26 protein-coding genes are annotated in these 23,685 nt (G+C 34.4%); 18 read left to right on the top strand and 8 right to left on the bottom strand.

Translation table 11 applies throughout. The features are described from left to right. The first annotated feature begins 244 nt into the window (after positions 1–244). The 8 genes from C1H87_RS17825 (at position 245) to C1H87_RS17790 (ending at position 8,461) form a co-directional block, all read left to right on the top strand. Complete coding sequence (locus C1H87_RS17825; protein ID WP_102757115.1) at positions 245–1,648, top strand: anthranilate synthase component I family protein; 1,404 nt, start codon at positions 245–247, stop codon at positions 1,646–1,648. 310 nt (positions 1,649–1,958) lie between these two features. Then, complete coding sequence (locus C1H87_RS17820; protein WP_102757114.1) at positions 1,959–2,525, top strand: anthranilate synthase component II; 567 nt, start codon at positions 1,959–1,961, stop codon at positions 2,523–2,525. A 328-nt stretch (positions 2,526–2,853) separates the two neighbouring features. Next, positions 2,854–3,846: an anthranilate phosphoribosyltransferase gene (gene trpD, locus C1H87_RS17815; protein ID WP_102757113.1), complete on the top strand. Its 993-nt coding sequence runs from the start codon at positions 2,854–2,856 to the stop codon at positions 3,844–3,846. A gap of 181 nt (positions 3,847–4,027) precedes the next feature. After that, positions 4,028–4,810 (top strand): indole-3-glycerol phosphate synthase TrpC, encoded by a 783-nt coding sequence (trpC, locus tag C1H87_RS17810; protein WP_102757112.1) that lies wholly within the window; start codon positions 4,028–4,030, stop codon positions 4,808–4,810. A gap of 114 nt (positions 4,811–4,924) precedes the next feature. Further along, on the top strand, positions 4,925–5,572 hold the full coding sequence (locus tag C1H87_RS17805; RefSeq protein ID WP_102758316.1) for a phosphoribosylanthranilate isomerase: 648 nt from the start codon (positions 4,925–4,927) through the stop codon (positions 5,570–5,572). A gap of 113 nt (positions 5,573–5,685) precedes the next feature. After that, positions 5,686–6,867, top strand: a complete 1,182-nt coding sequence (gene trpB / locus C1H87_RS17800; protein WP_102758315.1) for a tryptophan synthase subunit beta — start codon at positions 5,686–5,688, stop codon at positions 6,865–6,867. A 296-nt stretch (positions 6,868–7,163) separates the two neighbouring features. Then, positions 7,164–7,928, top strand: a complete 765-nt coding sequence (gene trpA, locus C1H87_RS17795; RefSeq protein WP_102758314.1) for a tryptophan synthase subunit alpha — start codon at positions 7,164–7,166, stop codon at positions 7,926–7,928. A gap of 80 nt (positions 7,929–8,008) precedes the next feature. After that, positions 8,009–8,461: a tRNA (cytidine(34)-2'-O)-methyltransferase gene (locus tag C1H87_RS17790; protein WP_102757111.1), complete on the top strand. Its 453-nt coding sequence runs from the start codon at positions 8,009–8,011 to the stop codon at positions 8,459–8,461. A gap of 101 nt (positions 8,462–8,562) precedes the next feature. Here C1H87_RS17790 and C1H87_RS17785 read toward each other — a convergent pair whose 3' ends face one another. Both C1H87_RS17785 and C1H87_RS17780 read right to left on the bottom strand, forming a co-directional pair. Beyond that, on the bottom strand, positions 8,563–8,796 hold the full coding sequence (locus tag C1H87_RS17785) for a VF530 family protein (protein ID WP_102757110.1): 234 nt from the start codon (positions 8,794–8,796) through the stop codon (positions 8,563–8,565). 4 nt (positions 8,797–8,800) lie between these two features. Then, the gene (locus tag C1H87_RS17780) at positions 8,801–9,010 is read right to left on the bottom strand and encodes a DUF6500 family protein (protein WP_102757109.1); all 210 of its coding nucleotides are present in this window, start codon (positions 9,008–9,010) and stop codon (positions 8,801–8,803) included. A 153-nt stretch (positions 9,011–9,163) separates the two neighbouring features. On the opposite strand from C1H87_RS17780, the gene C1H87_RS17775 reads away from it, so the two are divergent. Continuing rightward, positions 9,164–11,017: a M1 family metallopeptidase gene (locus C1H87_RS17775; protein WP_102757108.1), complete on the top strand. Its 1,854-nt coding sequence runs from the start codon at positions 9,164–9,166 to the stop codon at positions 11,015–11,017. Between the two features lie 103 nt (positions 11,018–11,120). Here the strand turns inward: C1H87_RS17775 and C1H87_RS17770 are convergent, their stop codons facing one another. Further along, a complete protein-coding gene (locus C1H87_RS17770; RefSeq protein WP_102757107.1) occupies positions 11,121–11,822 on the bottom strand; it encodes a uracil-DNA glycosylase family protein in 702 nt (233 codons plus the stop codon). Positions 11,823–12,601: 779 nt separating this feature from the next. Here C1H87_RS17770 and C1H87_RS17765 point away from each other — a divergent pair. Together C1H87_RS17765 and C1H87_RS17760 are read left to right on the top strand one after the other, a co-directional pair. Continuing rightward, the gene (locus C1H87_RS17765) at positions 12,602–13,129 is read left to right on the top strand and encodes a hypothetical protein (RefSeq protein WP_102757106.1); all 528 of its coding nucleotides are present in this window, start codon (positions 12,602–12,604) and stop codon (positions 13,127–13,129) included. Positions 13,130–13,170: 41 nt separating this feature from the next. Next, the gene (locus tag C1H87_RS17760; protein WP_102757105.1) at positions 13,171–14,814 is read left to right on the top strand and encodes a M64 family metallopeptidase; all 1,644 of its coding nucleotides are present in this window, start codon (positions 13,171–13,173) and stop codon (positions 14,812–14,814) included. Between the two features lie 129 nt (positions 14,815–14,943). Here the strand turns inward: C1H87_RS17760 and C1H87_RS17755 are convergent, their stop codons facing one another. From C1H87_RS17755 to C1H87_RS17745, 3 genes are all read right to left on the bottom strand, one after another. Then, entirely contained in the window at positions 14,944–15,666 is a 723-nt protein-coding gene (locus C1H87_RS17755; RefSeq protein ID WP_102757104.1) for a hypothetical protein, read from the bottom strand. 78 nt (positions 15,667–15,744) lie between these two features. Beyond that, positions 15,745–16,503, bottom strand: coding sequence for a peroxide stress protein YaaA (gene yaaA / locus C1H87_RS17750; RefSeq protein WP_102757103.1), 759 nt, complete (start codon positions 16,501–16,503; stop codon positions 15,745–15,747). Between the two features lie 27 nt (positions 16,504–16,530). After that, a complete protein-coding gene (locus C1H87_RS17745; protein ID WP_102757102.1) occupies positions 16,531–17,187 on the bottom strand; it encodes a VOC family protein in 657 nt (218 codons plus the stop codon). 221 nt (positions 17,188–17,408) lie between these two features. Between C1H87_RS17745 and C1H87_RS17740 the strand changes: the two genes are divergently transcribed. The 3 genes from C1H87_RS17740 (at position 17,409) to C1H87_RS17730 (ending at position 18,670) form a co-directional block, all read left to right on the top strand. Beyond that, positions 17,409–17,966: a RidA family protein gene (locus tag C1H87_RS17740; RefSeq protein WP_102757101.1), complete on the top strand. Its 558-nt coding sequence runs from the start codon at positions 17,409–17,411 to the stop codon at positions 17,964–17,966. Between the two features lie 160 nt (positions 17,967–18,126). After that, positions 18,127–18,378, top strand: a complete 252-nt coding sequence (locus tag C1H87_RS17735; RefSeq protein ID WP_102757100.1) for a type II toxin-antitoxin system ParD family antitoxin — start codon at positions 18,127–18,129, stop codon at positions 18,376–18,378. After that, entirely contained in the window at positions 18,371–18,670 is a 300-nt protein-coding gene (locus C1H87_RS17730; protein ID WP_102757099.1) for a type II toxin-antitoxin system RelE/ParE family toxin, read from the top strand. The genes C1H87_RS17735 and C1H87_RS17730 overlap by 8 nt, the downstream gene beginning before the upstream one ends. 533 nt (positions 18,671–19,203) lie before the next feature. Here the strand turns inward: C1H87_RS17730 and C1H87_RS17725 are convergent. Further along, positions 19,204–20,241 carry an RluA family pseudouridine synthase gene (locus C1H87_RS17725; RefSeq protein WP_102757098.1) on the bottom strand — a complete coding sequence of 346 codons (1,038 nt, stop codon included), beginning with the start codon at positions 20,239–20,241 and terminating at the stop codon, positions 19,204–19,206. Between the two features lie 40 nt (positions 20,242–20,281). Continuing rightward, positions 20,282–20,836, bottom strand: coding sequence for a PASTA domain-containing protein (locus C1H87_RS17720; RefSeq protein ID WP_102757097.1), 555 nt, complete (start codon positions 20,834–20,836; stop codon positions 20,282–20,284). A 313-nt stretch (positions 20,837–21,149) separates the two neighbouring features. Between C1H87_RS17720 and C1H87_RS17715 the strand changes: the two genes are divergently transcribed. The 4 genes from C1H87_RS17715 (at position 21,150) to C1H87_RS17700 (ending at position 23,653) form a co-directional block, all read left to right on the top strand. After that, positions 21,150–22,130, top strand: coding sequence for a D-alanine--D-alanine ligase (locus C1H87_RS17715; protein WP_102757096.1), 981 nt, complete (start codon positions 21,150–21,152; stop codon positions 22,128–22,130). A gap of 75 nt (positions 22,131–22,205) precedes the next feature. Beyond that, complete coding sequence (gene coaD, locus C1H87_RS17710; RefSeq protein WP_102757095.1) at positions 22,206–22,661, top strand: pantetheine-phosphate adenylyltransferase; 456 nt, start codon at positions 22,206–22,208, stop codon at positions 22,659–22,661. After that, positions 22,658–23,131, top strand: a complete 474-nt coding sequence (locus C1H87_RS17705) for a hypothetical protein (protein ID WP_102757094.1) — start codon at positions 22,658–22,660, stop codon at positions 23,129–23,131. Before coaD ends, C1H87_RS17705 begins: the two co-directional genes overlap by 4 nt. Positions 23,132–23,206: 75 nt before the next feature. Then, positions 23,207–23,653, top strand: a complete 447-nt coding sequence (locus tag C1H87_RS17700; protein WP_102757093.1) for a HEAT repeat domain-containing protein — start codon at positions 23,207–23,209, stop codon at positions 23,651–23,653. The last annotated feature ends 32 nt before the right edge of the window (positions 23,654–23,685 follow it).

The following is a 23,685-nucleotide window of genomic DNA, read 5'->3' as shown; positions in this document are numbered from 1 at the left end:
TTTAACAAACTTTTATATAAAAAATGTTTTAAACTATTGTGTATTTATATTTTCATTTCTATATTTGAACCAACATTAAAAAATAATAATGAACACAATTTTAAATAATACTTGGTGGTGGAGCTTCAGAAACTTACGTTCGTGAAGAAAACCTAGTATATTTAAAACTCAAAATATCAAAAAAGGCTTGTCATTCACGACAAGCCTTTTTTAATTAAAAATTTACTGAAATAAATTCAGCATAATGACAAAATATAATTTATACACGCATTACAAAAAAATTCTGGCAGACACCATTACTCCGGTAAGTATCTACTTAAAAATTAGGGATAAGTACCCGAATAGCATACTACTCGAAAGTAGCGATTACCATGCCAACGACAATAGTTTTTCCTATATATGCTTTAATCCTATAGCGTCAATTAAGGTTGAAAATGAAACTATTAGCCAGACCTTTCCAGACGGAACAGCTTTAGAAAAAGAAATAACAGATACTATAGATGTTTCAGAAGAAATTCATCAATTCACCAAACGATTCAATGTTAATTCAGATACCGAATTTAAGTTTATAAATAATGGTATTTTTGGTTATATCGCTTACGATGCCGTAAGATATTTTGAAGATATTGAAATTTCAAAAAAGGATAACTCCATCAATATCCCAGATGTTCATTATGCTGTGTACCAAAATATCATAGCCATAAACCATCATAAAAACGAAGCCTATATTTTTGCGCATTGCCATGATACTGAAAGTAATATTGATGAAATCGATCATTTAATCAAAGTTAAAAACTTTGCCTCTTACGATTTCTACTCTAAAGGAGATATTACTTCTAATCTAACAGACGATGAGTATAAAAACCATGTAGAATTGGCAAAAAAGCATTGCGCGCGTGGTGATGTGTTTCAATTGGTACTATCTAAAAACTTTTCGCAAGAATTTAAAGGAGATGAATTTAATGTATACCGTGCCTTGCGAAGCATAAACCCCTCTCCTTACCTATTTTATTTCGACTATGGTAACTTTAAAATTTTCGGAAGTTCGCCCGAAGCCCAACTTATTGTAAGCGATGGTAAAGCCGAAATCCACCCTATTGCTGGAACATTTAAACGCACCGGAAACGATTCAAAAGATGCCGAATTAGCAAAACAACTCGTTAAAGACGATAAGGAAAATGCCGAGCATGTCATGCTGGTTGATTTAGCTAGAAACGATTTAAGCAGACACGGAAGTCGGGTTACAGTAGACACCTATCGAGAAGTTCAATTTTTTTCCCATGTTATCCATTTAGTAAGTAAAGTTACAGGGCAAAAACATGATAGCACATCTACCATGCAAGTGGTTGCCGACACATTCCCTGCCGGTACGTTAAGCGGCGCGCCTAAACACAGAGCCATGCAACTTATAGAACAATACGAGAAAACGAGCCGCTCATTTTACGGAGGTGCTATTGGCTTTATGGATTTTGAAGGCAACTTTAACCATGCCATTATGATTAGAACCTTTTTAAGTAAGAATCACAAATTACATTGGCAGGCTGGCGCAGGATTGGTTTCAAAATCCAATTCAGAAAACGAATTGCAAGAAGTATATAATAAGTTAGGAGCATTAACGAAAGCCATAAAACTGGCGGAGGAGATTTAGGAATAAAATTAAACAACAGAAGTATCAAAAGAAACTTAAAATATAAATCAATCTTGAAATTCCGACGCAGTCGGAAAAGTCAAAATTCAGAAATAATGAATGAAGGAATGGAGATGCAAAGCGAAGCTTTAAGCACGTAATTCCGAAAATGAATGGTGCCTTAGCAATTTCCTAATTTTGACATGATTTTTGGCTTGGTTTATCCTGATCGTAGTCGAAGGGTTTTGTATCAAAACAAAATGAGCAAATAAAAAAGAATAATGAATTTTAATTAAATATAGATTCCTGTTTTCACCGGAATGATAAAAAAATGACGAAAGTACTAGTTATAGATAATTACGATAGTTTTACATACAATTTAGTCCACTATCTTGAAGATTTAAATTGTGATGTTACAGTAGTAAGGAATGATAAATTGGTTTTAGAAGATGTAGAACCGTTCGATAAAATTGTATTATCACCAGGGCCAGGTATTCCAGACGAAGCTGGTTTATTAAAACCAATTATTGAAAAGTATGCGCCTACTAAAAGTATTTTAGGCGTCTGCCTGGGGCAACAAGCAATAGGCGAAGTTTTTGGCGGATCGTTAATTAATTTAGACGAAGTATATCACGGCGTTTCAACAAATGTAACCATTAGTGTTGATGACGAACCTATCTTTAAAGGTTTAGATAAAAACATAGAAGTAGGTCGCTACCACTCTTGGGTTGTTAATCCAGATTTACCAGATAGCCTGGAAGCCACGTCGTTTGATGAAAACGGACAAGTGATGTCGCTACGTCATAAAGTTTACGATGTAAAAGGTGTACAGTACCATCCAGAATCGGTTTTAACACCAAACGGAAAAAAAATATTAGAGAACTGGTTAGCACATTAGTTAACAGTGGGCAGTAAGCAGTGCTTACTCAGCTGAAAAAACTATAACTAAAAATTAGATAATGACATTTAAATCGAACTTGAATTTCCGACACAGTCGGAATCATCAAAATTCAAAAATAATGAACAAAGGCATAGAGATGCGAAGCGGAGCCTCAAGCACATAATTCCGAAAGTAAATGGTGCTTTAGCAATTTTCTAATTTTGATATGATTTTTTGACTTGGTTTATCCTGAGCGTAGTAAGGGTATTATATCAAGGTAATATGAACTAAAGCAAAATAGAAAGTAAAATTAAAAAGATCCCTGTCTATGCAGGAATGACAAAAAATGAAAAACTTATTAAACAGACTTATAAATCACGAAAACATCTCAAGCGAAGAAGCTAAACAAGTATTGGTAAACATTTCCAATGGGATGTACAACCAAAGTCAGATAGCTTCTTTCCTAACCGTTTTTATGATGAGAAGCATCACTCTAGAGGAATTAAGAGGCTTTAGAGATGCCTTATTGGAATTGTGTATTGCCATAGATTTAAAAGATTTCAATGCCATTGATTTATGCGGAACCGGCGGTGATGGAAAAGACACTTTTAATATTTCTACCCTGTCATCATTTGTATCAGCCGGGGCAGGTATTAAAGTAGCAAAACACGGTAATTATGGAGTATCTTCTGCTTGCGGATCTTCAAACGTTATGGAATATTTAGGCATTAAATTTTCTAATGATGAAGACTTTTTAAAACGATCCATAGATAAAGCAGGGATTTGTGTGTTACATGCACCATTATTTCACCCAGCTATGAAGAATGTAGCACCAATTCGTCGCGAATTAGGCGTAAAAACATTTTTCAACATGCTAGGCCCAATGGTAAACCCATCGTTTCCTAAAAACCAGATGGTAGGCGTTTTTAACTTAGAGCTATTACGATTATACGGCTATTTATATCAAAATACAGATAAAAATTACAGTATCGTTCACGCATTAGACGGTTACGACGAAATCTCATTAACCGGAAATACCAAAGTCATTTCCAACAATTCCGAAACCATGTTTTCACCAGAAGATTTAGGAATATCAACAATTACCCAAGAATCTATTTTTGGAGGAAACACTGTAGAAGATGCTGCTAAAATTTTTATAAATGTTATCGAAGGAAAAGGTACCGAACCACAGAACCATGTCGTTTGTGCCAATGCAGGATTAGCCATTGCAACAACAAAACAGATTAGCCATAAAGAAGGATTTGAGCAAGCAAAAGAATCCTTACTTTCTGGAAAAGCAAAAGCAAGTTTAGATAAATTAATAGAAATGAGTAGATGATAGTACGCAGTCGCAGTGATCAGTATACAGTGGCAGTAAGCAGTTGCACACCGAACACTGAACACCGAACACTGAACACTGAACACTGAATACTGAACACTGAATACTGAACACTGAACACTGAATACCGAACACTGAATACTGAGAACTGAACACTGAACACTGAATACGAACACTAAAAATGACCATACTAGATAAAATAGTAAAAGATAAACGAGAAGAAGTCGCACTACGCAAAGGCTTAATTCCAGTATCGCAACTAGAACAATCCGTTTTATTTGAAAGAGCGACTATTTCGCTTGCCGATAAGTTACGCCATAGCAATACAGGAATTATTGCAGAGCACAAAAGGCGTTCCCCATCAAAATCGGTAATCAATCAAGGATTTAACGTTCAAGATGTTGCAAAAGGTTATGAAGATGCTGGTGTTTGTGGCATGTCCGTTTTAACAGACGGAAAATACTTTGGAGGGTCGTTAGACGATCTGTTGCTTGCCAGAGCAAGCTGTAATTTACCATTACTCCGTAAAGAGTTTATTATAGACGAATATCAGCTACTTGAAGCCAAAGCCTACGGTGCCGATGTCATATTATTGATAGCAGCTATTTTAACCCGTGAAGAAATAAAACAGTTTTCAGAATTTGCAAAACGTTTAAATTTAGATGTTCTGTTAGAAGTTCACAACGAAGAAGAATTACATAAATCCGTTATGCCTTCATTAGATATGTTAGGCGTAAATAACAGGAATTTAAAAACCTTCGATGTTAGCTTAGAAACCAGTAAAACATTAAGCCAACTTATTCCTAATGATTTTGTAAAAGTTTCAGAAAGCGGCATTAGTAATATTGAAGCCATTAAAGAATTAAAACCTTATGGATATCAAGGCTTTTTAATAGGCGAAAACTTTATGAAAACCGATAACGCAGGCGAAAGCGCTAAACAATTTATAGAGAGTCTCCTCTAACTCATCCAAAGGAGGAGAACACTTACTCGAATGAAAAAAGAAGAAAAAAACATATCACAAACTAACAAAACAACCTCTCTAGAGAAAGCTGGGTTAAAGCTAAAAGTTTGTGGTATGAAATATAAAGACAACATAGCTCAGGTTGCTGATTTGCAACCGGATTATCTTGGGTTTATATTTTATGAAAAATCTGCAAGACATTTTAATACCAATATTCCGGAATTGCCAGGATCCATTAAAAAAACAGGTGTTTTTGTAGATGAAAGTTTGGAATATGTTATTGAACAAATAAAAACGCATCACTTACAAGCCGTTCAATTACATGGCAAAGAATCACCCGAGTATTGTGGTGCTTTGCGTCGTCGTCATGACGAACTTGTTTCAGCATCTCAAAATAAGAACCTGAAACAAGTTCAGGTTGAGATCATCAAAGTATTCTCAATCAAAGACGAGTTTAATTTTGAGGTCTTAAAGCCTTATGAAACCGTTTGCGATTATTATTTATTCGATACAAAAGGTAAATTACCAGGGGGTAATGGGTATACATTCGATTGGAATGTTTTAAGCAACTACCCCTCAACAAAACCTTTCTTTTTAAGTGGAGGTATAGGTTTAGACCAAATAGAAGACATTAAAAAATTTAAACGAAGTGAAGCATCAAAGTATTGCTATGCCTTAGATGTGAACAGCAAATTCGAAATAGAACCCGGATTAAAAAATATTGAACAATTAAAAGAATTTAAAAATAATGTTATTAAGTAGCGTGTCAGTCTGAGCGCAGTCGAAGGTAAACGACCGAAGTAACGCCTACAAAAGAAGCAGATTGTCACATCACGCCCAAAAGCGTGATTCAAAATAACAAAAAGGAAGATAAAATGAATTATAACGTAGACGAAAAAGGATATTACGGCGAATTTGGAGGTGCATACATTCCTGAAATGCTTTATCCTAATGTAGAAGAGTTACGCCAAAACTACCTAAAAGTTATGGCAGAACCAGAATTTCAAAAAGAGTTTAACCAACTCTTAAAAGATTATGTTGGACGCCCGTCCCCGCTCTATTTTGCAAAACGCCTTTCTGAAAAATACAACACCAAAATTTATTTAAAACGAGAGGATTTAAACCATACCGGAGCGCACAAAATAAACAATACCATTGGTCAGATATTAATGGCCAAACGATTAGGAAAGCGCAGGATTATTGCAGAAACCGGCGCAGGACAACATGGTGTAGCAACCGCTACCGTTTGTGCCCTAATGGGCTTAGAGTGTATCGTTTATATGGGCGAAATCGACATTAAAAGACAAGCGCCAAACGTTGCCAGAATGAAAATGTTAGGAGCTAAAGTAGTACCTGCACTTTCAGGAAGTCGTACCCTAAAAGATGCCACTAACGAAGCCATTCGAGATTGGATCAACAATCCAGTAAACACCCATTACATTATAGGGTCTGCTATTGGGCCTCATCCCTATCCCGATATGGTAACTAGATTTCAATCGGTGATTTCAGAAGAAATCAAATGGCAGTTAAAAGAACATGAAGGCAGAGAAAACCCCGATTATGTTGTTGCATGTATTGGAGGAGGAAGTAATGCAGCCGGAACCTACTACCATTTTTTACATGAAGACCAAGTAAATATTATTGCAGTTGAAGCAGCTGGTTTAGGAGTTGATTCTGGAGAAAGTGCAGCAACATCAGTATTAGGAAAAGAAGGTATTATTCACGGATGCAAAACCTTATTGATGCAGACAAACGATGGTCAAATAACCGAACCTTATTCCATTTCGGCTGGTCTAGACTACCCCGGTGTTGGTCCTATGCATTCTCATTTATGCAAAACTGGACGAGCTGAATTTATGGCAATCACAGACGACGATGCTATGAAAGCCGGATTAAAGTTATGTGAATTAGAAGGCATTATTCCGGCAATAGAAAGCTCTCACGCACTGGCTATATTCGAACAAAAAACATTTAAACCCGATGATGTTGTTGTAGTGAGCTTATCTGGTCGCGGTGATAAAGATTTGGAGAATTACATAGAATACTTTAAAATATAAATTATACTAAAAAAAGGACTTAAGTCTGAAATTAGAAATAGAACATTATAGATAGTTAAGCCCCTAATCAATTCGCAGAATTGACCTGCCAAGGCACAGAATAGATGAAGAAAAGCTCCGAGAACAGGAGAACACAGTTCGACGCGGAGTTTTTAAATCGGTTTTCAGTTTTTAAAACTGAAAATTCCTTGGCTTGGATGTCCTTTTTTGGTTCGTTTTTTGGACAAGCAAAAAATGAACAAAATAAAAATTTAACTAAAAAAATAGATTCCTGCCTTCTCAGGAATGACAAAAAAATGAATAGAATAAATAACAAACTACAAGAAGATAAGAAGTTACTCTCCATATACTTCACAGCAGGCTACCCTAGTATTAACGATACCGTTTCAATCATACAAGATTTAGAAAAAAATGGTGTAGACATGATCGAAATAGGTCTGCCTTTTAGCGACCCTCTGGCAGACGGTCCTACCATTCAAGCCAGTTCCACTCAAGCATTAAAAAATGGGATGACATCCGAAATTCTTTTTAATCAATTAAAAGATATTAGGCAATCTGTTAATATCCCATTAATCATCATGGGATACTTCAACCCCATATACCAATATGGTGTAGAAGCTTTTTGTAAAAGGTGTCAAGAGATTGGTATAGATGGTTTAATAATACCAGACTTGCCCGTAGATGTATACCACGAAAAATACCAAACCATTTTTGAAACCTACGGTTTAATAAATGTGTTTTTAATAACACCACAAACCAGTGATGAGCGTATTGGCTATATAGACTCCATTTCCAACGGTTTCATTTATATGGTTAGTAGCGCTAGTACCACAGGAGCTCAAGAAGGTTTTGGAGACGAACAAACCCAATATTTTGAACGTATAGGAAACATGGATCTCAAAAACCCTCAAATCGTTGGATTTGGAATAAGTAACAATCAAACCTTTACCCAAGCAACACAATATGCTAAAGGAGCTATTATTGGAAGTGCATTTGTAAAACATGTTACCAACGAAGGCATTAACAGCATCGATAAATTTGTAAAATCCATATTAAACTAGATACTATGACACGGTATTTAAAAGCTCCTAACACTGATGAAATTGACGATATAGGAAAACCTCTTTTAAACAGTTAAACCATGCCTTTAAATATTGTATTGATAGAACCCGAAATACCCAATAACACAGGTAATATAGGCAGATTAGCGTTAGCATCTGGTTCGCAATTGCACCTAGTAAAACCCTTTGGTTTTAAGATTGATGATACCAGATTGAAACGTGCAGGTTTAGACTATTGGCAACACCTATCGGTTACCTATTACGATAATGTTGACGAATTTTTCGAAAAAAACAAAGGTCAAAACATGGTGTTTCTTTCCAGTCATGGAACGAAAAATCATTGGGATATCCCTTTTGAAGACAACCTCTTTTTAATCTTTGGAAAAGAATCAGTTGGCTTACCCAAATCTATGATCGAAGCACATAAAGACAAACTCTTCAAAATCCCATTATACAGCAAACATGTTAGAAGTTTAAACATAGCCAATGCTGTTAGTATTTTAGTTTATGAAGGATTAAGACAATTATCATAGTATTACTATGAACCATTTTAAATTGGAAAAGGCGCCAGTCAACTAAGGTAATGGCCATTCTTTATGCACCATTACTAAACCATTAAACTAATATGAAAAAATCATTCTTTGTTTTTTCTATTTTGCAACATTTGCAAATACATAGCCTCAACTTTTGTTCTAGCCCAAGGTGTACGACGTAAAAACTTCAAACTCGATTTCACCGAAGGATTACTAGTAAAGCATTTAATATTAACGGTATATCCCATATACTCCCAGCCATAATGAGCTACCAAATCGTTAATGATCTGTTCCAATTTTATGCCATGTAATGGGTTATTAGGTTGAGATTCCATAAATTTATTCCACTAAGCTCTTAACTTTTACAGCCTTTTCAAAATGATCCAGCTTATGCTCCATAATCCACCAAGTTGCTGCTTCCATAAGCAACTCTGGGTTATCATTTTTATTAGCAAAAAAAGCATAGAAAGACACGCCTACATTATCTCCTTTTTCTTTTATCTTTTTATTGCAAACCTCAATAATTTTATCCCTTAAAACTTTCTGCATAACATTCTGTATATAGACAACAATTTAAAATCAAGTATTCTCTTTAGTTAAGGGTATAAATGTACATCTAATTTTCTCCACAATCTTTTAATTCTAAATTTTAAAAGAAAAAACAACTACCTTCGTTTTCTATACAAAACACTAAAACATCATATGAAAAAAATCACGTTACTACTAGGGTGCATAATCCTTATTGCTTCAAGTTGTTCAAATAAACAAGCCCAATCTATACCAAGTTATATTGAAGAACCTCATTCTTTTTCCAAACCTAACGAAGCTATTATTACCCACCTCGATTTAGATATTAATGTAGATTTTGAAAATGAAATTATAAACGGTAAAGCCTCTTATTTAATTAAAAACAACAAGGCATCACAAATCATTCTTGATTCTAAATTCTTAACCATTGAAAATGTGCAGGCAGATGGCAAAGACACAACATTTTCTTTAGGTGATTTTGATGAACAACTAGGAAATCCTTTAAAGATTGATATTAACGATGACACCAAACAAATTACTGTTTTTTACAAAACCACACATAAAACAGAAGCTTTACAATGGTTAAAACCTCAGCAAACCGCAGATAAAAAGCACCCTTTTTTGTTTACACAAGGACAAGCTATTTTAACACGAACCTGGATTCCCATTCAAGATAGTCCTCAAGTTAGAATTACGTATAACGCCAAAGTACAAGTACCCTCTCAATTAATGGCAGTAATGAGTGCCGAAAATCCAAAAACCAAAACACAAGATGGCCTATATACCTTTAAAATGGAGCAACCGATTTCTCCTTACCTAATTGCTCTAGCCGTTGGAGACATTGAATACAAAGCCATTAGTGATCGAACAGGGATTTATGCTGAAAAATCTATGGTAGAAAAAGCGCATTATGAGTTTTCGGATATGGAAAACATGGTGGCTTCTGCCGAAGCATTATACGGGACATACGCATGGGATCAATTCGACGTGATTGTGTTACCACCAAGCTTTCCTTTTGGAGGCATGGAGAATCCGCGGTTAACCTTTGCCACACCAACTGTAATTGCAGGCGATAAAAGTTTAACATCACTTATTGCTCATGAATTAGCACACTCTTGGTCTGGAAACCTAGTAACCAACGCTACGTGGAATGACTTTTGGCTTAACGAAGGCTTCACGGTATATTTTGAAATGCGTATTATGGAAGCGCTTTATGGCAAAGACAGAGCTAATATGTTAGCACACATTGGAAGACAGGATTTAGAAGAGGAAATAGAAGGCTTTAAAGATACACCAGACGATACCAAACTAAAGCTAAATTTAAAAGATCGTAACCCCGATGACGGCATGAACAGTATTGCATACGATAAAGGTTATCTTTTTTTAAGAACCTTAGAAGAAACTGCTGGTCGTGAAAAATTTGATGTATTTCTAAAGAACTATTTTAAAAAACATGCCTTTTCAACAATCAGTACTGAAGAATTCGTTACTTATTTAAATGAAAACTTATTAGAAAAGCATAACATAACGTTTAATACTAACGAATGGATTTATAACTCAGGCATTCCAGATAACCAGGCCATTATTGCATCCGATAAATTCGAAACCGTTGAAAAAACAATTCAGCAATTTGTAAAAACCAATAAAGTAGATAAAACGCTTACTAAAGATTGGACGGTTCAGGAATGGGTTCACTTTGTTAGAAATTTCCCTGAGGATATTAAAACAGAACATTTAGCCATGATTGATGAGGCTTTCAATTTAACCAACTCAAACAATTCATACATTGCTATGGTTTGGTATGAACAAGCCATTAATCATGATTATCACGGAAATGATGTAGATACTAAAATTGAAGATTTTTTAATTAGGGTTGGCAGACGTTGGTATGTTTCTACCTTATACAAAGCTTTTAAACGAAATAATAAAACAGATGCCGCCTTGGCTATTTATAACAAAGCAAGATCAAATTATCATTCAGTAACTGCTAATACTATTGATGATATGCTGGGGTTTAAACAAGATTAAGGTTTAAATGTTATTTAGAACGCAGTGGGGGATTATATAAGACTCTATTAATTATGAGATTCCTCACTGCGTTCGGAATGACATTAGAAGTTAGATAGAGCTCTTAAAAAAACTCACGATACTGCATCACCCTAAAATCAAACGTATTGAATTTGGGGTTTTTAGCTTTTAATTGCTTATATAAAGGAATTCTACTTATTGAAATATTAGCAGCACCCGATCCTGAGGTTAAAGACACAGTTTTAATGATACGTTTCGATTGAACAGATTCCTGCGTTTTTTGTCTGTCTGACAGGTGAGTATTCGGAATAACAAACTCATGAATTCTAGGGATTTCGTTCGAAACCAATGCTAGCTTTATATTATAATCCTTAATATGTTTTCTAAAAAAATATTCTGGCCCGTTTTTACTATTCCCTCCTGTAAACAACAACGTATCTATACTTGGATACTGTTTTAAATAGCCAATAACATCCCGTAGTTTTATGTTTTTCATTCCTAAATCTGAAGCATCAATCTTTTCGCGTTCGGCACTTTCAACAATGTCGCAAACCCCAATTTTGTGTGCTATTAAAAACTGTTTGCGCTGCTCCACAGCTTCCTGTGAGTTATCGAAACGCAAATTCAAATTGTGAATTTTATCAATAAATAGCCAGAGCGAATTATAATAACTTCCATAACAAAAATCGACATCCTTTTCTAAAAGTTCCCCTGTTGAAAATCTTGGTGGCGGTAACGTTCCAACGATTAACTTTTTAGTATCGCTTTGTATGAATGGTTTGTAAGGATGCTTGTGTTTAAACATGGTTATTCCCCCGAAGATGGGAATCTTTTTAATTATTATTCTAATCCAAATTTAATAATTCCGCGCCACACCTCAACTTCATATTTTGTATTTAATTATGATAGCCCATAAACATTTATATGTTCCGGGTTTTCGTTCTTATTTATCTTGAAAAAACTTAAAATTCAAAGTAAATTATATTGGGCGTTTTTCAGGCATTTAGTTAAAGTATAATAACCATGTCATTCGTCGATTTTCACCCAAAACACTTAACTAAAACATTATTAAATACTTATTAATTCCGCACCCATATTAGTTATTAAAAACCATAAAATCCTTATAATTTTTAGGACATCTTTTTAAGAATAAAATTACATTTGTATCTATAAGCGAAATAAGCATCTTAAAGATGTTTGCTTATAAGAATAACACAAAAATCTTCAAGGGAACTTTTTGAATGCCCGCATTAATTAACCTTGGCAAAAAGACAGTAAAACTTAATAAAAGTTTTTTTGGTGCCGATGGATATTAAAATCGACTTTATGTTGGTATTTAGAGAGGTTACAATTTTATTTCAATAAAAAACTCATTTAAGGAGACTACAGTCTTTTACGTTTGATTTTCGGTTGTTTACGGAAAGTTACACCATTTACAAACAACACCAAACAAAAAATTTGGTCTTTAAAATGAAAAAAACAAAATGCAATATTTTGGTTCAGGGCAACCCTAAAAGCTTACCGTTTCTTCTGCCCTACTTACTATTTTAGCCTCTAAAAAATAACCCCCAAATCAATCTGAATATGACCAGCCATTTATTTAAACCGCTAAAACTTTTGTTTTTAGCGTTTATACTTTCAACAAGTTTCTCTTGCCTGTCTACTAAATTGAACCCCAGTACTAATACAGAAAATGAGGAGCAAAAAAGCACTGAAAACATGATTATTTCGATTATCATGAACGTGCATAAGTCTTCCATTAAAGATAAAGACTCTTTAACGCTTTATGAAATCAGCGTTGCAGATGGGTTTTTAAAAAAAGACATCGAACCAGTACCTAAACACATTCCTGGAAAATGGATGCTATCCTTTCTAAACGCAGATCATGAACTAATTAAAAATACACTAATTGATGATCCATTGATTGCCGAGCATGAATACCTGAGCGGTGAAGGAGATGATGCCAAACTGGAGCATGTTGAAATGCAGCTCGAAAAGGCAACATTAACAGTGCGTGCAAGATATTCTTCCGACATGAAATTTATTTTAATGGAGAAGACTAACCCGGCAGGTAATCCTGCTGTAACCAAGCTCTTCAAAATCAATCAATAATATTTCACATTTTCAATTGTAACCCCCAAATTTTTAAGCATATGAAAAAACAATTTCTACACATTATTTTATTTATACTTCCAATATTGATTGGATTTCAAGTAGTCAATGCACAAACCTTTCCTCATGTTTACATCATGCAGAATGGTAGTCCTTCTTCAAAAATAAACATCGTATTCGTTGGTGATGGTTACCGTCCCAGTCAAATGAACAAATACATTTCGGATGTTACCGCCACAACAAGGGAGATGTTTAAAATAGAGCCTTTCAAATCTCTTAAAAACAGTTTTAATGTTATTGCGATTAAAGTACCATCTAATGCAGAAGGAGCAGCTGATTCACCTAACTACCTAATCGATAATTATTTCGGTAGTACTTTTAATTACGGTGGTATTCAAAGACTTTTGGTAGCAACAAGAAGTGGAAGAATTTCTAGCGTAATCAATAATTCATTCCCACAATCCGATCAAGGAATAGTTATCGTTAACGATTCCCGATACGGTGGATCGGGTGGTCATTATGCTGCACTTTCAACGCATAGTTCGGCACCAGACCTTTGTGTACATGAATTAGGGCATAGCTATGCCGATTTAGCAGACGAATACTGGTATAGAGCTCAAGAAAAAGCAAACCAGACAGCAGATGGCAACTCATCTACCAACAGATGGCGTAAATTTATAGGTAGAGAACAAGTAGGGATTTACCGTTATGAAAGCCCTGGAAGTAATTACTACAGACCACATCAAAATTGTAAAATGCGTTACCTGTCGGCCAATTTTTGTTTAGTCTGCAGAAGTCACATACGTAAAGTCACTGATGGCTTGGTTGATGTAGGTCAAGGCCCAGCCACGCCCACTAGCTTAAAGCCAAAAAACATTAAGGAGACCTCTTTCGAAATCACCTGGTCTAAAGTATCAGATGCAACGTCTTACGATGTACAGCTTTGGGATGAAGAAGGAGATACATGGGTCGATAAGGGCAGTACAAGCAAGAATTCGTTTTCATTTTCAGGCTTGACAGCCAATGGCACAGAATATACAAGAGTTCGCGCAACCAATGCCGACGGCTCAAGTAGCTGGACAAATCATATTACCGTTAAACTCGACAACACCAATTCTGGTCCCCCTTCAGAACCTACAGACTTGGATTCTTACAATGTAAATTCGACGTATTTTGGAATTCATTGGACAACTGTGGATGATGCAACATCATATGATATTCAACTGTGGAACGAAAGCAAGGATAGATGGGAGAATCATGGTAACACAAATAGTTATTATTACTATTTATACGACCTACCTTCAGGCAGTACGCAATATGTTAGAATTAGAAGTAAAAATGAGAATGGTGTAAGTAGTTATACCGACTATATTACTATTACCCTTATAGCCTCAAAAGCTTCAGCATATAAGAAAAAGGTAAACTTGCCAAGCTTAGAAGAAACAAAATCGGAATTTATATTATTTCCGAATCCAATGACTCGTGAATTACACATACAAGGACTAGCGAGTCAAGATACTGGAATCGTTTCGATTTTCTCTATATCTGGAGAATTAATCTTGGAAGAGAAGTTTGAAACTAAGAAATTAACAATAGACGTTTCTACGTTAAAAACAGGTACCTACATGGTAGTTATAAAGCATAACAATGGTTCTACTATAACCAGAAAACTTATAAAAGAATAGATAAGAAACATCTAAAAAACGGGTTGTACTTTATAAAGCACAACCCGTTTTTATATTCATTTAATAGATTGTTGAAATATAAATTTACTTTAGTCCTTTCTATTTAAATATAGGTATCTCTTTCAATAATTAAAAATCAGCCAATAGCTTCTCAACCTCCGATATAGTTCCTCTATAAATCCGTTTATTAGGCTTCGTCATATGTTGAGATTCGTTGTAAACATCTTCCAACACGTCCTTGGCTTCATCTTTTTTATCCCTACTCAATAAAAACTTAGCGTAAATTAAACGCTCTTCGTAAAAAGAATATCGTATATCTATTTGTTTTAAATTATCTTCGGCTTCCTCTAATCGACCTACTCGCTCTAAAGCAAGTCCATATAAAAACTGAGCCCTGGATTTTTTAAACTCTGGATGCCCCTTTATTTTTTCAACATACAAAATAACACTGTCACAATCCTCTATATTGAAATAGGCTTCAATAAGCTGCTTAGTCACATAAAAATCATTTTGCGAGCTATCTTCTAAAGCTTCCAAATAATGAGGAATGGCATTGTTATAATCTTTTATTTCTAAATAAGCATCGGCTAGATCAACCCTGTTTTGATACGATTCCGAGAATTGAAGCTGCTTTTCTAAATCCTTAACCTTTTTAGTTGGATTTATAATATGCGTAATTTCGGCAGTAATTTTCTCAGCATCTCTTTTATTATAAACTTGGGTGATTAAATAAATAATACATCCAACAAGCGGAATAAAAAATATTAAAAACGCCCAGTAATAAGGGTTTCTATTTTTGTAAAGATGATATAAACAGTAAGCTTGAAGAGCAATTATTAAGTAGAAGTACATTTGGACTTAATTTTTAAAAGTGGATTCCCGCCTTACCGATATAAGTTCAGCACATGTTGCAGGAATAACAAAACTATATTATCTAATAAAAACTAATTCGGTTTCTGTAGACATGGGTTCACTAAAATTATACCCCTCATAATTAAAACCTTTTATATGGTCTAGTGTATTAGCATTCGTGTCGATAACATAACGGGCCATATAACCTCGTGCCAGTTTAGCAAAAGTCATAATGGTTTTATATTCGCCGTTTTTAAAGTCTTTAAAATTCGCTGTAATTACCGGAACTTTTAACGTTTTAGTATCTATTGCCTTAAAATATTCGTTACTGGCAAGGTTTAAAAACAATTCGCCATCTTCCAATTCTTCATTTAAGGCTTTGGTTATTTCCTTTTTCCAAAACTCATAGAGGTTTTTATTTTTTCCTACCGGAAATTTTGTTCCCATCTCTAAACGATACGGCTGAATTAAGTCCGTAGGTTTTAACAATCCGTATAAACCCGAAATAATGCGAACCGTATTTTGCAACGTATCTATTTTCTCTTCCGGAATATTATAAGCATCAAAACCCCTATATACATCACCACTAAACGAATAAATTGCCGGCCTGGCATTATCTGCTGTAAAAGGTAAGTGCCAGTCTTGATTACGTTGATAGTTTAACTGCCCCAAAGCGTCAGAAATACTCATAAGTTTCGATAAACTTTTTGCAGATTTCTTTTTAAGTAACTTGTTTAAACGCTCCGATTGTTTTAAAAACTGAGCCTCGGAGGCTTTTGTGGTTGGTAATTGACTTTCAAAATCTAGGGACTTTGCAGGTGACAGTACTAATTTCATTAAAGCTATTTTTTTAAGTTAACTAAATTACGATAATTCTTTTATTTCTCCATTTTCATAACTAAAGTTATAGTCGCCCTTAATTATAAAACCTGAAATAAAAGCTTCCTCTTGGGTAGGATACCATTTTTTTACGGTTCTGTTTATTAAAATAAATAAGCCTTCATCATTTCCCAAAGCACAAAAACGCTCAAAATTGCCATCAAAAACAGGAATATTCTTTATGCTGTTTATCGACTTGTAAACGGCTTCTATTTCTGTGGTAACAATACCTATTTCGCTTATTGATAAAATACTTTTTGAAGAAAACGGTGTATCAAGATTAATATCTAAATTTTTTCTCGCTATAAACTCTACAATATTATTATCGGCATCGTAAAAATAAATAGCCTTGGCATTCCAACTTACAAAATCCGATATGAGATTATCATCCTCATGCAATATTTGCACACGCTTTTGCAACCACAACAATGCATCCTGTTCTTGATTTGATGGTATATTAAACGCAAAATGCGAAGTATTAACAGTTCCTTTGTTATACTTAAAAGACAATAGACTTACCCCTGCTTTAAACGTAACCATTTCATCGGAATCTAGAACCAATTCAAAGCCCAAAACGTCACGGTAAAACTGCTTTTGTTTTTTAATATTAGTAGTAAAAAGGGTAATCTCTTTTATTTTCATATCTCAAATATAATACAGAAACCATTATCATCTTAGTATTTCAAAATGATAAAACTTATCTTCAAATAAGCTGTATTTATCCTAATAACAAACCATTAAACAATATATAACAGAAAACTTCACCTTTCCCTATAAATATGCTTTAAAATAAGAAGGTACTTTTATAAATTAGTTACTTGATTTTGCCAAAAAAAGTTTAACTTATTCAAAAAATCAAGATCATGAAACCTTACTTATACTTTTTATTTTTTATCATATTATCGAGCTGTACCTCAAAAGCTAAAGAAGTAAAAAACGACACCCCACTTTACGATTACGACATAGAACAAAAAATATCTGAAATGGGAATTGAGTTAAACGTCCCAAAACTTCCACTTGGAATAAAAATTGAAAGAGCTGTACGCACTAACAACCTCATCTTTTTATCAGGCAACGGTCCTATTACTCCAAATGGTGAGCGAACCGTTGGGAAAGTAGGTACCGATTTAACCACCGAACAGGGCTATGATGCTGCAAGATTAACCGCTATAAATCATTTATCCATTTTAAAAGAGCACATCGGAGATTTAAACAAAATTGTAAAAGTTGTAAAGGTATTGGGCATGGTTAATTGCGATCCTACATTTACAGATCATCCTAAAGTTATTAATGGCTATACCGATTTAATGGTAGAAGTATTTGGAGAAAGAGGTAAACACGCGCGTTCCGCAGTTGGAATGGGTTCATTACCCTTTAACCTTGCCTGTGAAATTGAAGCTATTGTTGAAATAAGAGATTAAGTCATTGATAGACTGCTATTTTGAATCAATCAAAATTGCATAACGACATTTCTTACAAAACGCTGATAACGTGTTAATTATGACACCTATAAACCATATGCTCTGTTCTAAAATTTGCGTTTTTACCAATTTTTGGTATATTTGAATAAACTAAAACAAAATGGGGAAAAACACATCTGTATCTCTTGGGAATTACTTTGACCAATTTATTCAAAGTAGGATAAACGAAGGACGATTTAAAAATGTAAGTGAAGTTATAAGAGCTGGATTAAGGCTTTTAGAGGAAGAAGAAAGTAAAATTATTGCATTAAAAAAGGCTATTCATGAAGGTATTGATAGCGGAATTGCTGATGATTTTGACCCCGAAAAACATCTCGAATCTCTAAAAGCAAAAAAACATTTGAATGGCTAAATACAAACTCACACATAAAGCTGTTGAGGATTTATCAAAAATATGGGAGTACTCTTTCGAAATGTGGTCGGAAAAGCAAGCCGACGAATACTATAAAATGCTAATTTCTAATTGTCAGGAAATTGCCAATACTCCTAGTTTAGGAAAAGAGTACGAAGGCATAGCCAAAAATCTACTAGGAATAAAAGCCTATCGCCATATTATTTTTTACAGAATCATTGATAAAGATCATGTTGAAATTACAAGGATTCTTCACGAAAGAATGGATTTAAAAAAGCGGATAATTGAGTAAACTAACCTATTTGTCATTCAGAGCGGCTCGTGCTAAAGGAGCGTAGTCGAAGCAAGTGAACCTGCCAGCCATAGCTATGGTGTACCCTCATCTTTTTAATCAAGCCACGAATTACACAGATTTACACGAATAAAACCTCAATATGATGGATAGCTCTCTATACTATTCATAATCACGAATCAGACTTTCAGTCTGTTTTTACAACCCAAACTCGATTTAATTCTATTATATTTCTGCACTATAATTTATTAATAAACAAACCCGAATTACTTATTTGTAAATAATTTATATTTAGAACCATTTGTGATAATTCGTGAAATTAGTGTCTATCTTTCTTTGTAAAATTATTATTTGATATGCAGCTATATTTGTGGGTACACCGCAGCTGCCATAGGCGGGGAATCTTTTAAGTTAAAGAGATTCTTCAGTCGTGCCACTCTGTCTGCCGACAGGCAGGCTTCTGAATGACACTCAATAACGTTATTTTATACACTAGATAATTTTGTATCTAATTTCTAAACGACAAACCCCAGTTAATCCAACTCCTGATTCTTAGTATAAGCTTTCCATTTTTCAATACACTGCTGCATATCATCTGGAATAGGTGTATCGAATCGCATAAACTCACCCGTTTTTGGATGCTTAAAACCTAATGTTTTGGCATGTAATGCCTGTCTTGGTAGTACCTTAAAACAATTCTCTACAAATTGCTTGTATTTAGTAAAAGTAGTTCCTTTTAATATTCTTTCACCACCATAACGTTCATCATTAAACAAGGTATGTCCAATATGCTTCATATGCACACGTATCTGGTGCGTACGTCCCGTTTCTAGCTTGCAAGACACCAATGTAACATAACCCAATCGTTCCAGAACCTTATAATGGGTTACAGCCGGTTTTCCTTTATCGGCTTCATCATCTAAAAAAACGGTGTTTTGCAACCTGTTTTTAGGGTGACGGCCAATATTGCCCTCTACAGTACCTTCGTCTGCTTCAATATGCCCCCAAACAATAGCCACATACTCCCGTTCACTTGTTTTTTCAGCAAACTGTAACGATAAATCTGCCATTGCCTTTTCGGTTTTAGCAACCACTAAAAGTCCGCTGGTATCCTTATCGATTCTATGTACTAGTCCTGGACGTTCACTAGAATTATTAGGTAAATTATCAAAACGGTAAATCAAAGCATTTATTAATGTACCCGAATAATTACCATGCCCCGGATGCACCACCATACCAGCAGGTTTATTTACAACCAGTAGTTCATCATCTTCATAAATCACATCAATAGGGATATCCTCCCCAACCAATAAGTTTTCATGAGGCGGATGCGTAAATAAAACACGAATACTATCTAATGGCTTTACCTTATAACTGGATTTTACAGCTTGGTTATTAACAAAAATACTTCCGTTTTTTGCTGCTGCCTGAATTTTGTTTCTAGTAGCATTTTCAACAAAATTCATTAAATATTTATCTATGCGTAAAGGTGCCTGCCCCTTATCAACAATAAAGGCATGATGCTCATAAAGACTATCTTCATCAGGTAATTGCGGTGTATAATCGTCCATATGGCAAAACTAAGTATAAATAAGCAAAATGGTCTGGACCTTAAGGTCTTTTTCCATTCCCTAAAACCAAATCTATTTTCGAAGTTTTTGCAAGCTTATCGCCTTTTTTAATAGATTTTCCTTTATGACGCATCTTAAGCACAAGATCTTTACCTATATTATTTTCGTAAGTTATTTTACCAATCTGAAACCCTAAAGCTTCTAACATAGGTTTAGCTTGCCTAAAAGTTTGTTCCCTTAAATCTGGAACAGCTATTTTTCTGTACCCAGATCGGTTAAGCGTTAAATATATCTTTCTGTTTTCCTTAACCTTGGTTCCTGCTGGTGGTTCTTGTTCTATAACGGAAAACTTAGGATATTTCGGATTATAATTCGCAGAATCCTGAATTTGGAGTACCAAATTATTCTGCTTTAATTCAATATCTGCAACACTTATGGATTTACCTGTTAAATCTGGAACCGTTTCAAAATCGCCATGATTTGTAGAAACCTTTAGCCATTTAAGCATGATAAAACACAAGACAACTACAGCGACTAGGGCTAACACAATTTGTTTTAAAAATGTTTTACTGGTAAGAAATTTAATTAGGTTCATTTATAATTTTTTCATTAAGGCAAATATATAAAACACAACTGTTTTTTCTTTTGCAATATATATGATATTTTAGCCTATACCAATTAAAGGAATAAAATGCTGTTTGATAACCGATGTTATTTTAAGCACAAAACGTATGATTTTGCATAAAAGTATCACTTCAAAGTAAACAAAGTTTACACTTAAGTAAACATGAGTTTATTTATACTTAAATAGGTACCTGCTTTCAAATAGATACGTTTTATGATACATTTTTGGACTGATATAAATTAAAATAAAAAAGAATTTCCGGCTTCGCGGGAATAAAAGAAATATGCACACAAAAAAGAATATAGCCATAATTATGGGTGGTTTTTCAAGTGAATATGAAATCTCCTTGAAAAGTGGCAATGTTGTTTACGAAACATTAGATAACACAAAATATAACGCATACCGTATTCACATTTTTAAAGACAAATGGGTTTATGTAGATGATAATAATGACGAATTCCCTGTTAATAAGGATAATTTCTCTGTTCAAGTAGCCCATCGTGTTATTACTTTCGACTGTGTATTTAATGCTATTCATGGTTCTCCCGGAGAAGATGGTTTTATGCAGGGGTATTTTGATCTGCTTAATATGCCGCATACCAGTTGCGGTATGTATCAGGCTGCCTTAACTTTTAATAAACGTGACTGCCTTAGCGTTTTAAAACCTTATAACATTAAAACAGCTGAATCTTTTTATCTAAATCTGGGCGACCCAATTAATGAAGATGCTATTATTAACAAGGTAGGCTTACCCTGCTTTGTAAAAGCGAATAAGGCTGGTAGTAGTTTTGGCGTTAGTAAAGTGCACAAAAAAGAAGATTTACAAAAGGCAATAGATGTTGCTTTTAAAGAGGATGACGAAATTATTATTGAAGCGTTTTTAGATGGCACAGAAGTTTCTGTTGGGGTGATTACCTATAAAAGGGAAACCAAAGTATTGCCTATTACAGAAATTGTAAGCGAGAATGACTTTTTTGATTACGAAGCCAAATATTTAGGGAAATCGCAAGAAATAACGCCTGCCCGATTAAGCAAAGAGCAAGAAGACAAGGTAACCATTCTTGCCAAAAAGGTCTATGAGATTTTAAAAATGAAAGGTTTCTCCCGTACCGAGTATATTTTTAAGGATGGTGAGCCCCACTTATTGGAAATGAATACTATACCGGGGTTAACCAAAGAAAGTATTTTGCCTCAACAAGCGGCCGCAGCTGGTATTTCGTTAGTTGAATTATTTGACAATGCTATTAATGAAGCGTTGAAGTAAACTAAATATTTACTATAGAGTAAATTAAAATTAGTACATGCATTCAGATTAAATAAAATTTGTAACTTTAAAAACATGAAACGAGCCATATTCCCGGGATCTTTTGATCCTCTTACTCTGGGGCATTACGATATTATTAAACGGGGGGTTACTCTTTTTGATGAAATTATTGTGGCTATAGGCGTAAATGCCGACAAAAAATATATGTTCTCTCTAGATGAACGTATTCAATTTATTGAAGAAGCCTTTGCAGACGAACCTAAAATAAAGGTTGTTGCTTATAAAGGATTAACGGTAGACTTTTGCAAACAAATTGGAGTGAAATTTATTTTACGAGGGCTCCGAAATCCGGCAGATTTTGAATTTGAAAAAGCTATTGCTCATACTAACCGTGACTTAGCTCCTATTGAAACTGTTTTTCTTTTAACATCGGCAGATACATCATACATTGCATCATCTATAGTAAGAGATGTTATAAGAAACAAAGGCGATTATACTAAACTTGTACCTAAAAGCGTAAAGATAAAATGAAACTAACCTGGACAACTAGTTTACTTTTTATAGTAATTTTTAACACTTACGGCCAAAAGGCTTTAAGTCATGATGGCAAAGAAGCCATAAAACTTGAAATCAAACAAATGTTTGAAAACTTTCATAACGATATTAAAAAAAACGGTTTAACAAGCGAGTTTAAATATCTAGATGATTCTTCAGACTTTTTTTGGGTACCTCCTGGGTATAAAGAAACATTGGATTACGATACCGTAAAAAAGATTCTAATAGATAATTCAAAAAAAGTCAACTTTATTGAGTTCTCTTGGGAAAATATTAAAATATACCCACTAACAAAAAATATAGCAAACTATTCGGGGGTTGTAAAATGCGTTCAAACTGTCACCAACCACGATCCTTTAACGTTTAAACTCATTGAATCCGGAACATTGATTAAACGTGAGGACGGCTGGAAATTCCTAAACGGTCAATCAAGAAACTTACAGTAATCCTGAGCAACTGCTAACAAGTAACAATTTTCACTTATTCTATACTAATAAGTAAACAATTACTTTAAACAGTTCATGCTACAAAATATTAAATACATACTCATTAAACTAAAACTCATTCAGCCTTCTGCCCAGGACATTCATAAATGGACAAAAGCAAAACAAGCTGAAAAATTAGAGTATGTGTTAGAGCATGGCAATTACAAAACCAGAAAATTAGCAGCTGAAGCGCTTGGAGAAATAGGTTATTCTTCCTCAATCCCAATCCTTTTTAGGGCCATAAACGACAATGTTCACAACGTTTCCATTGCAGCCTTGAATGCACTCGAAATGATTGGCTGTACAGACGAGTTGGGAACTACTATTATTAATAAAAGGTTTAACTGGGTAAAAAACAAACGCGAAAAAGAAGCAAAACGTGAAGCCAACAAAAACAAAAAATATAAGATTTATGTATGGGAACGTTCCAGCAAAAAATCCTTTGAACGCGTAAAAGAACAGCTAAAAAGACCTATGAGGTAGTTTCGAATTCCGAGTTTCGGGTTCAGGATTTC

The sequence above is a fragment of the Flavivirga eckloniae genome, from assembly GCF_002886045.1.
GTDB lineage: Bacteria > Bacteroidota > Bacteroidia > Flavobacteriales > Flavobacteriaceae > Flavivirga > Flavivirga eckloniae.
This window is presented reverse-complemented; position numbering and strand designations above follow the sequence as displayed.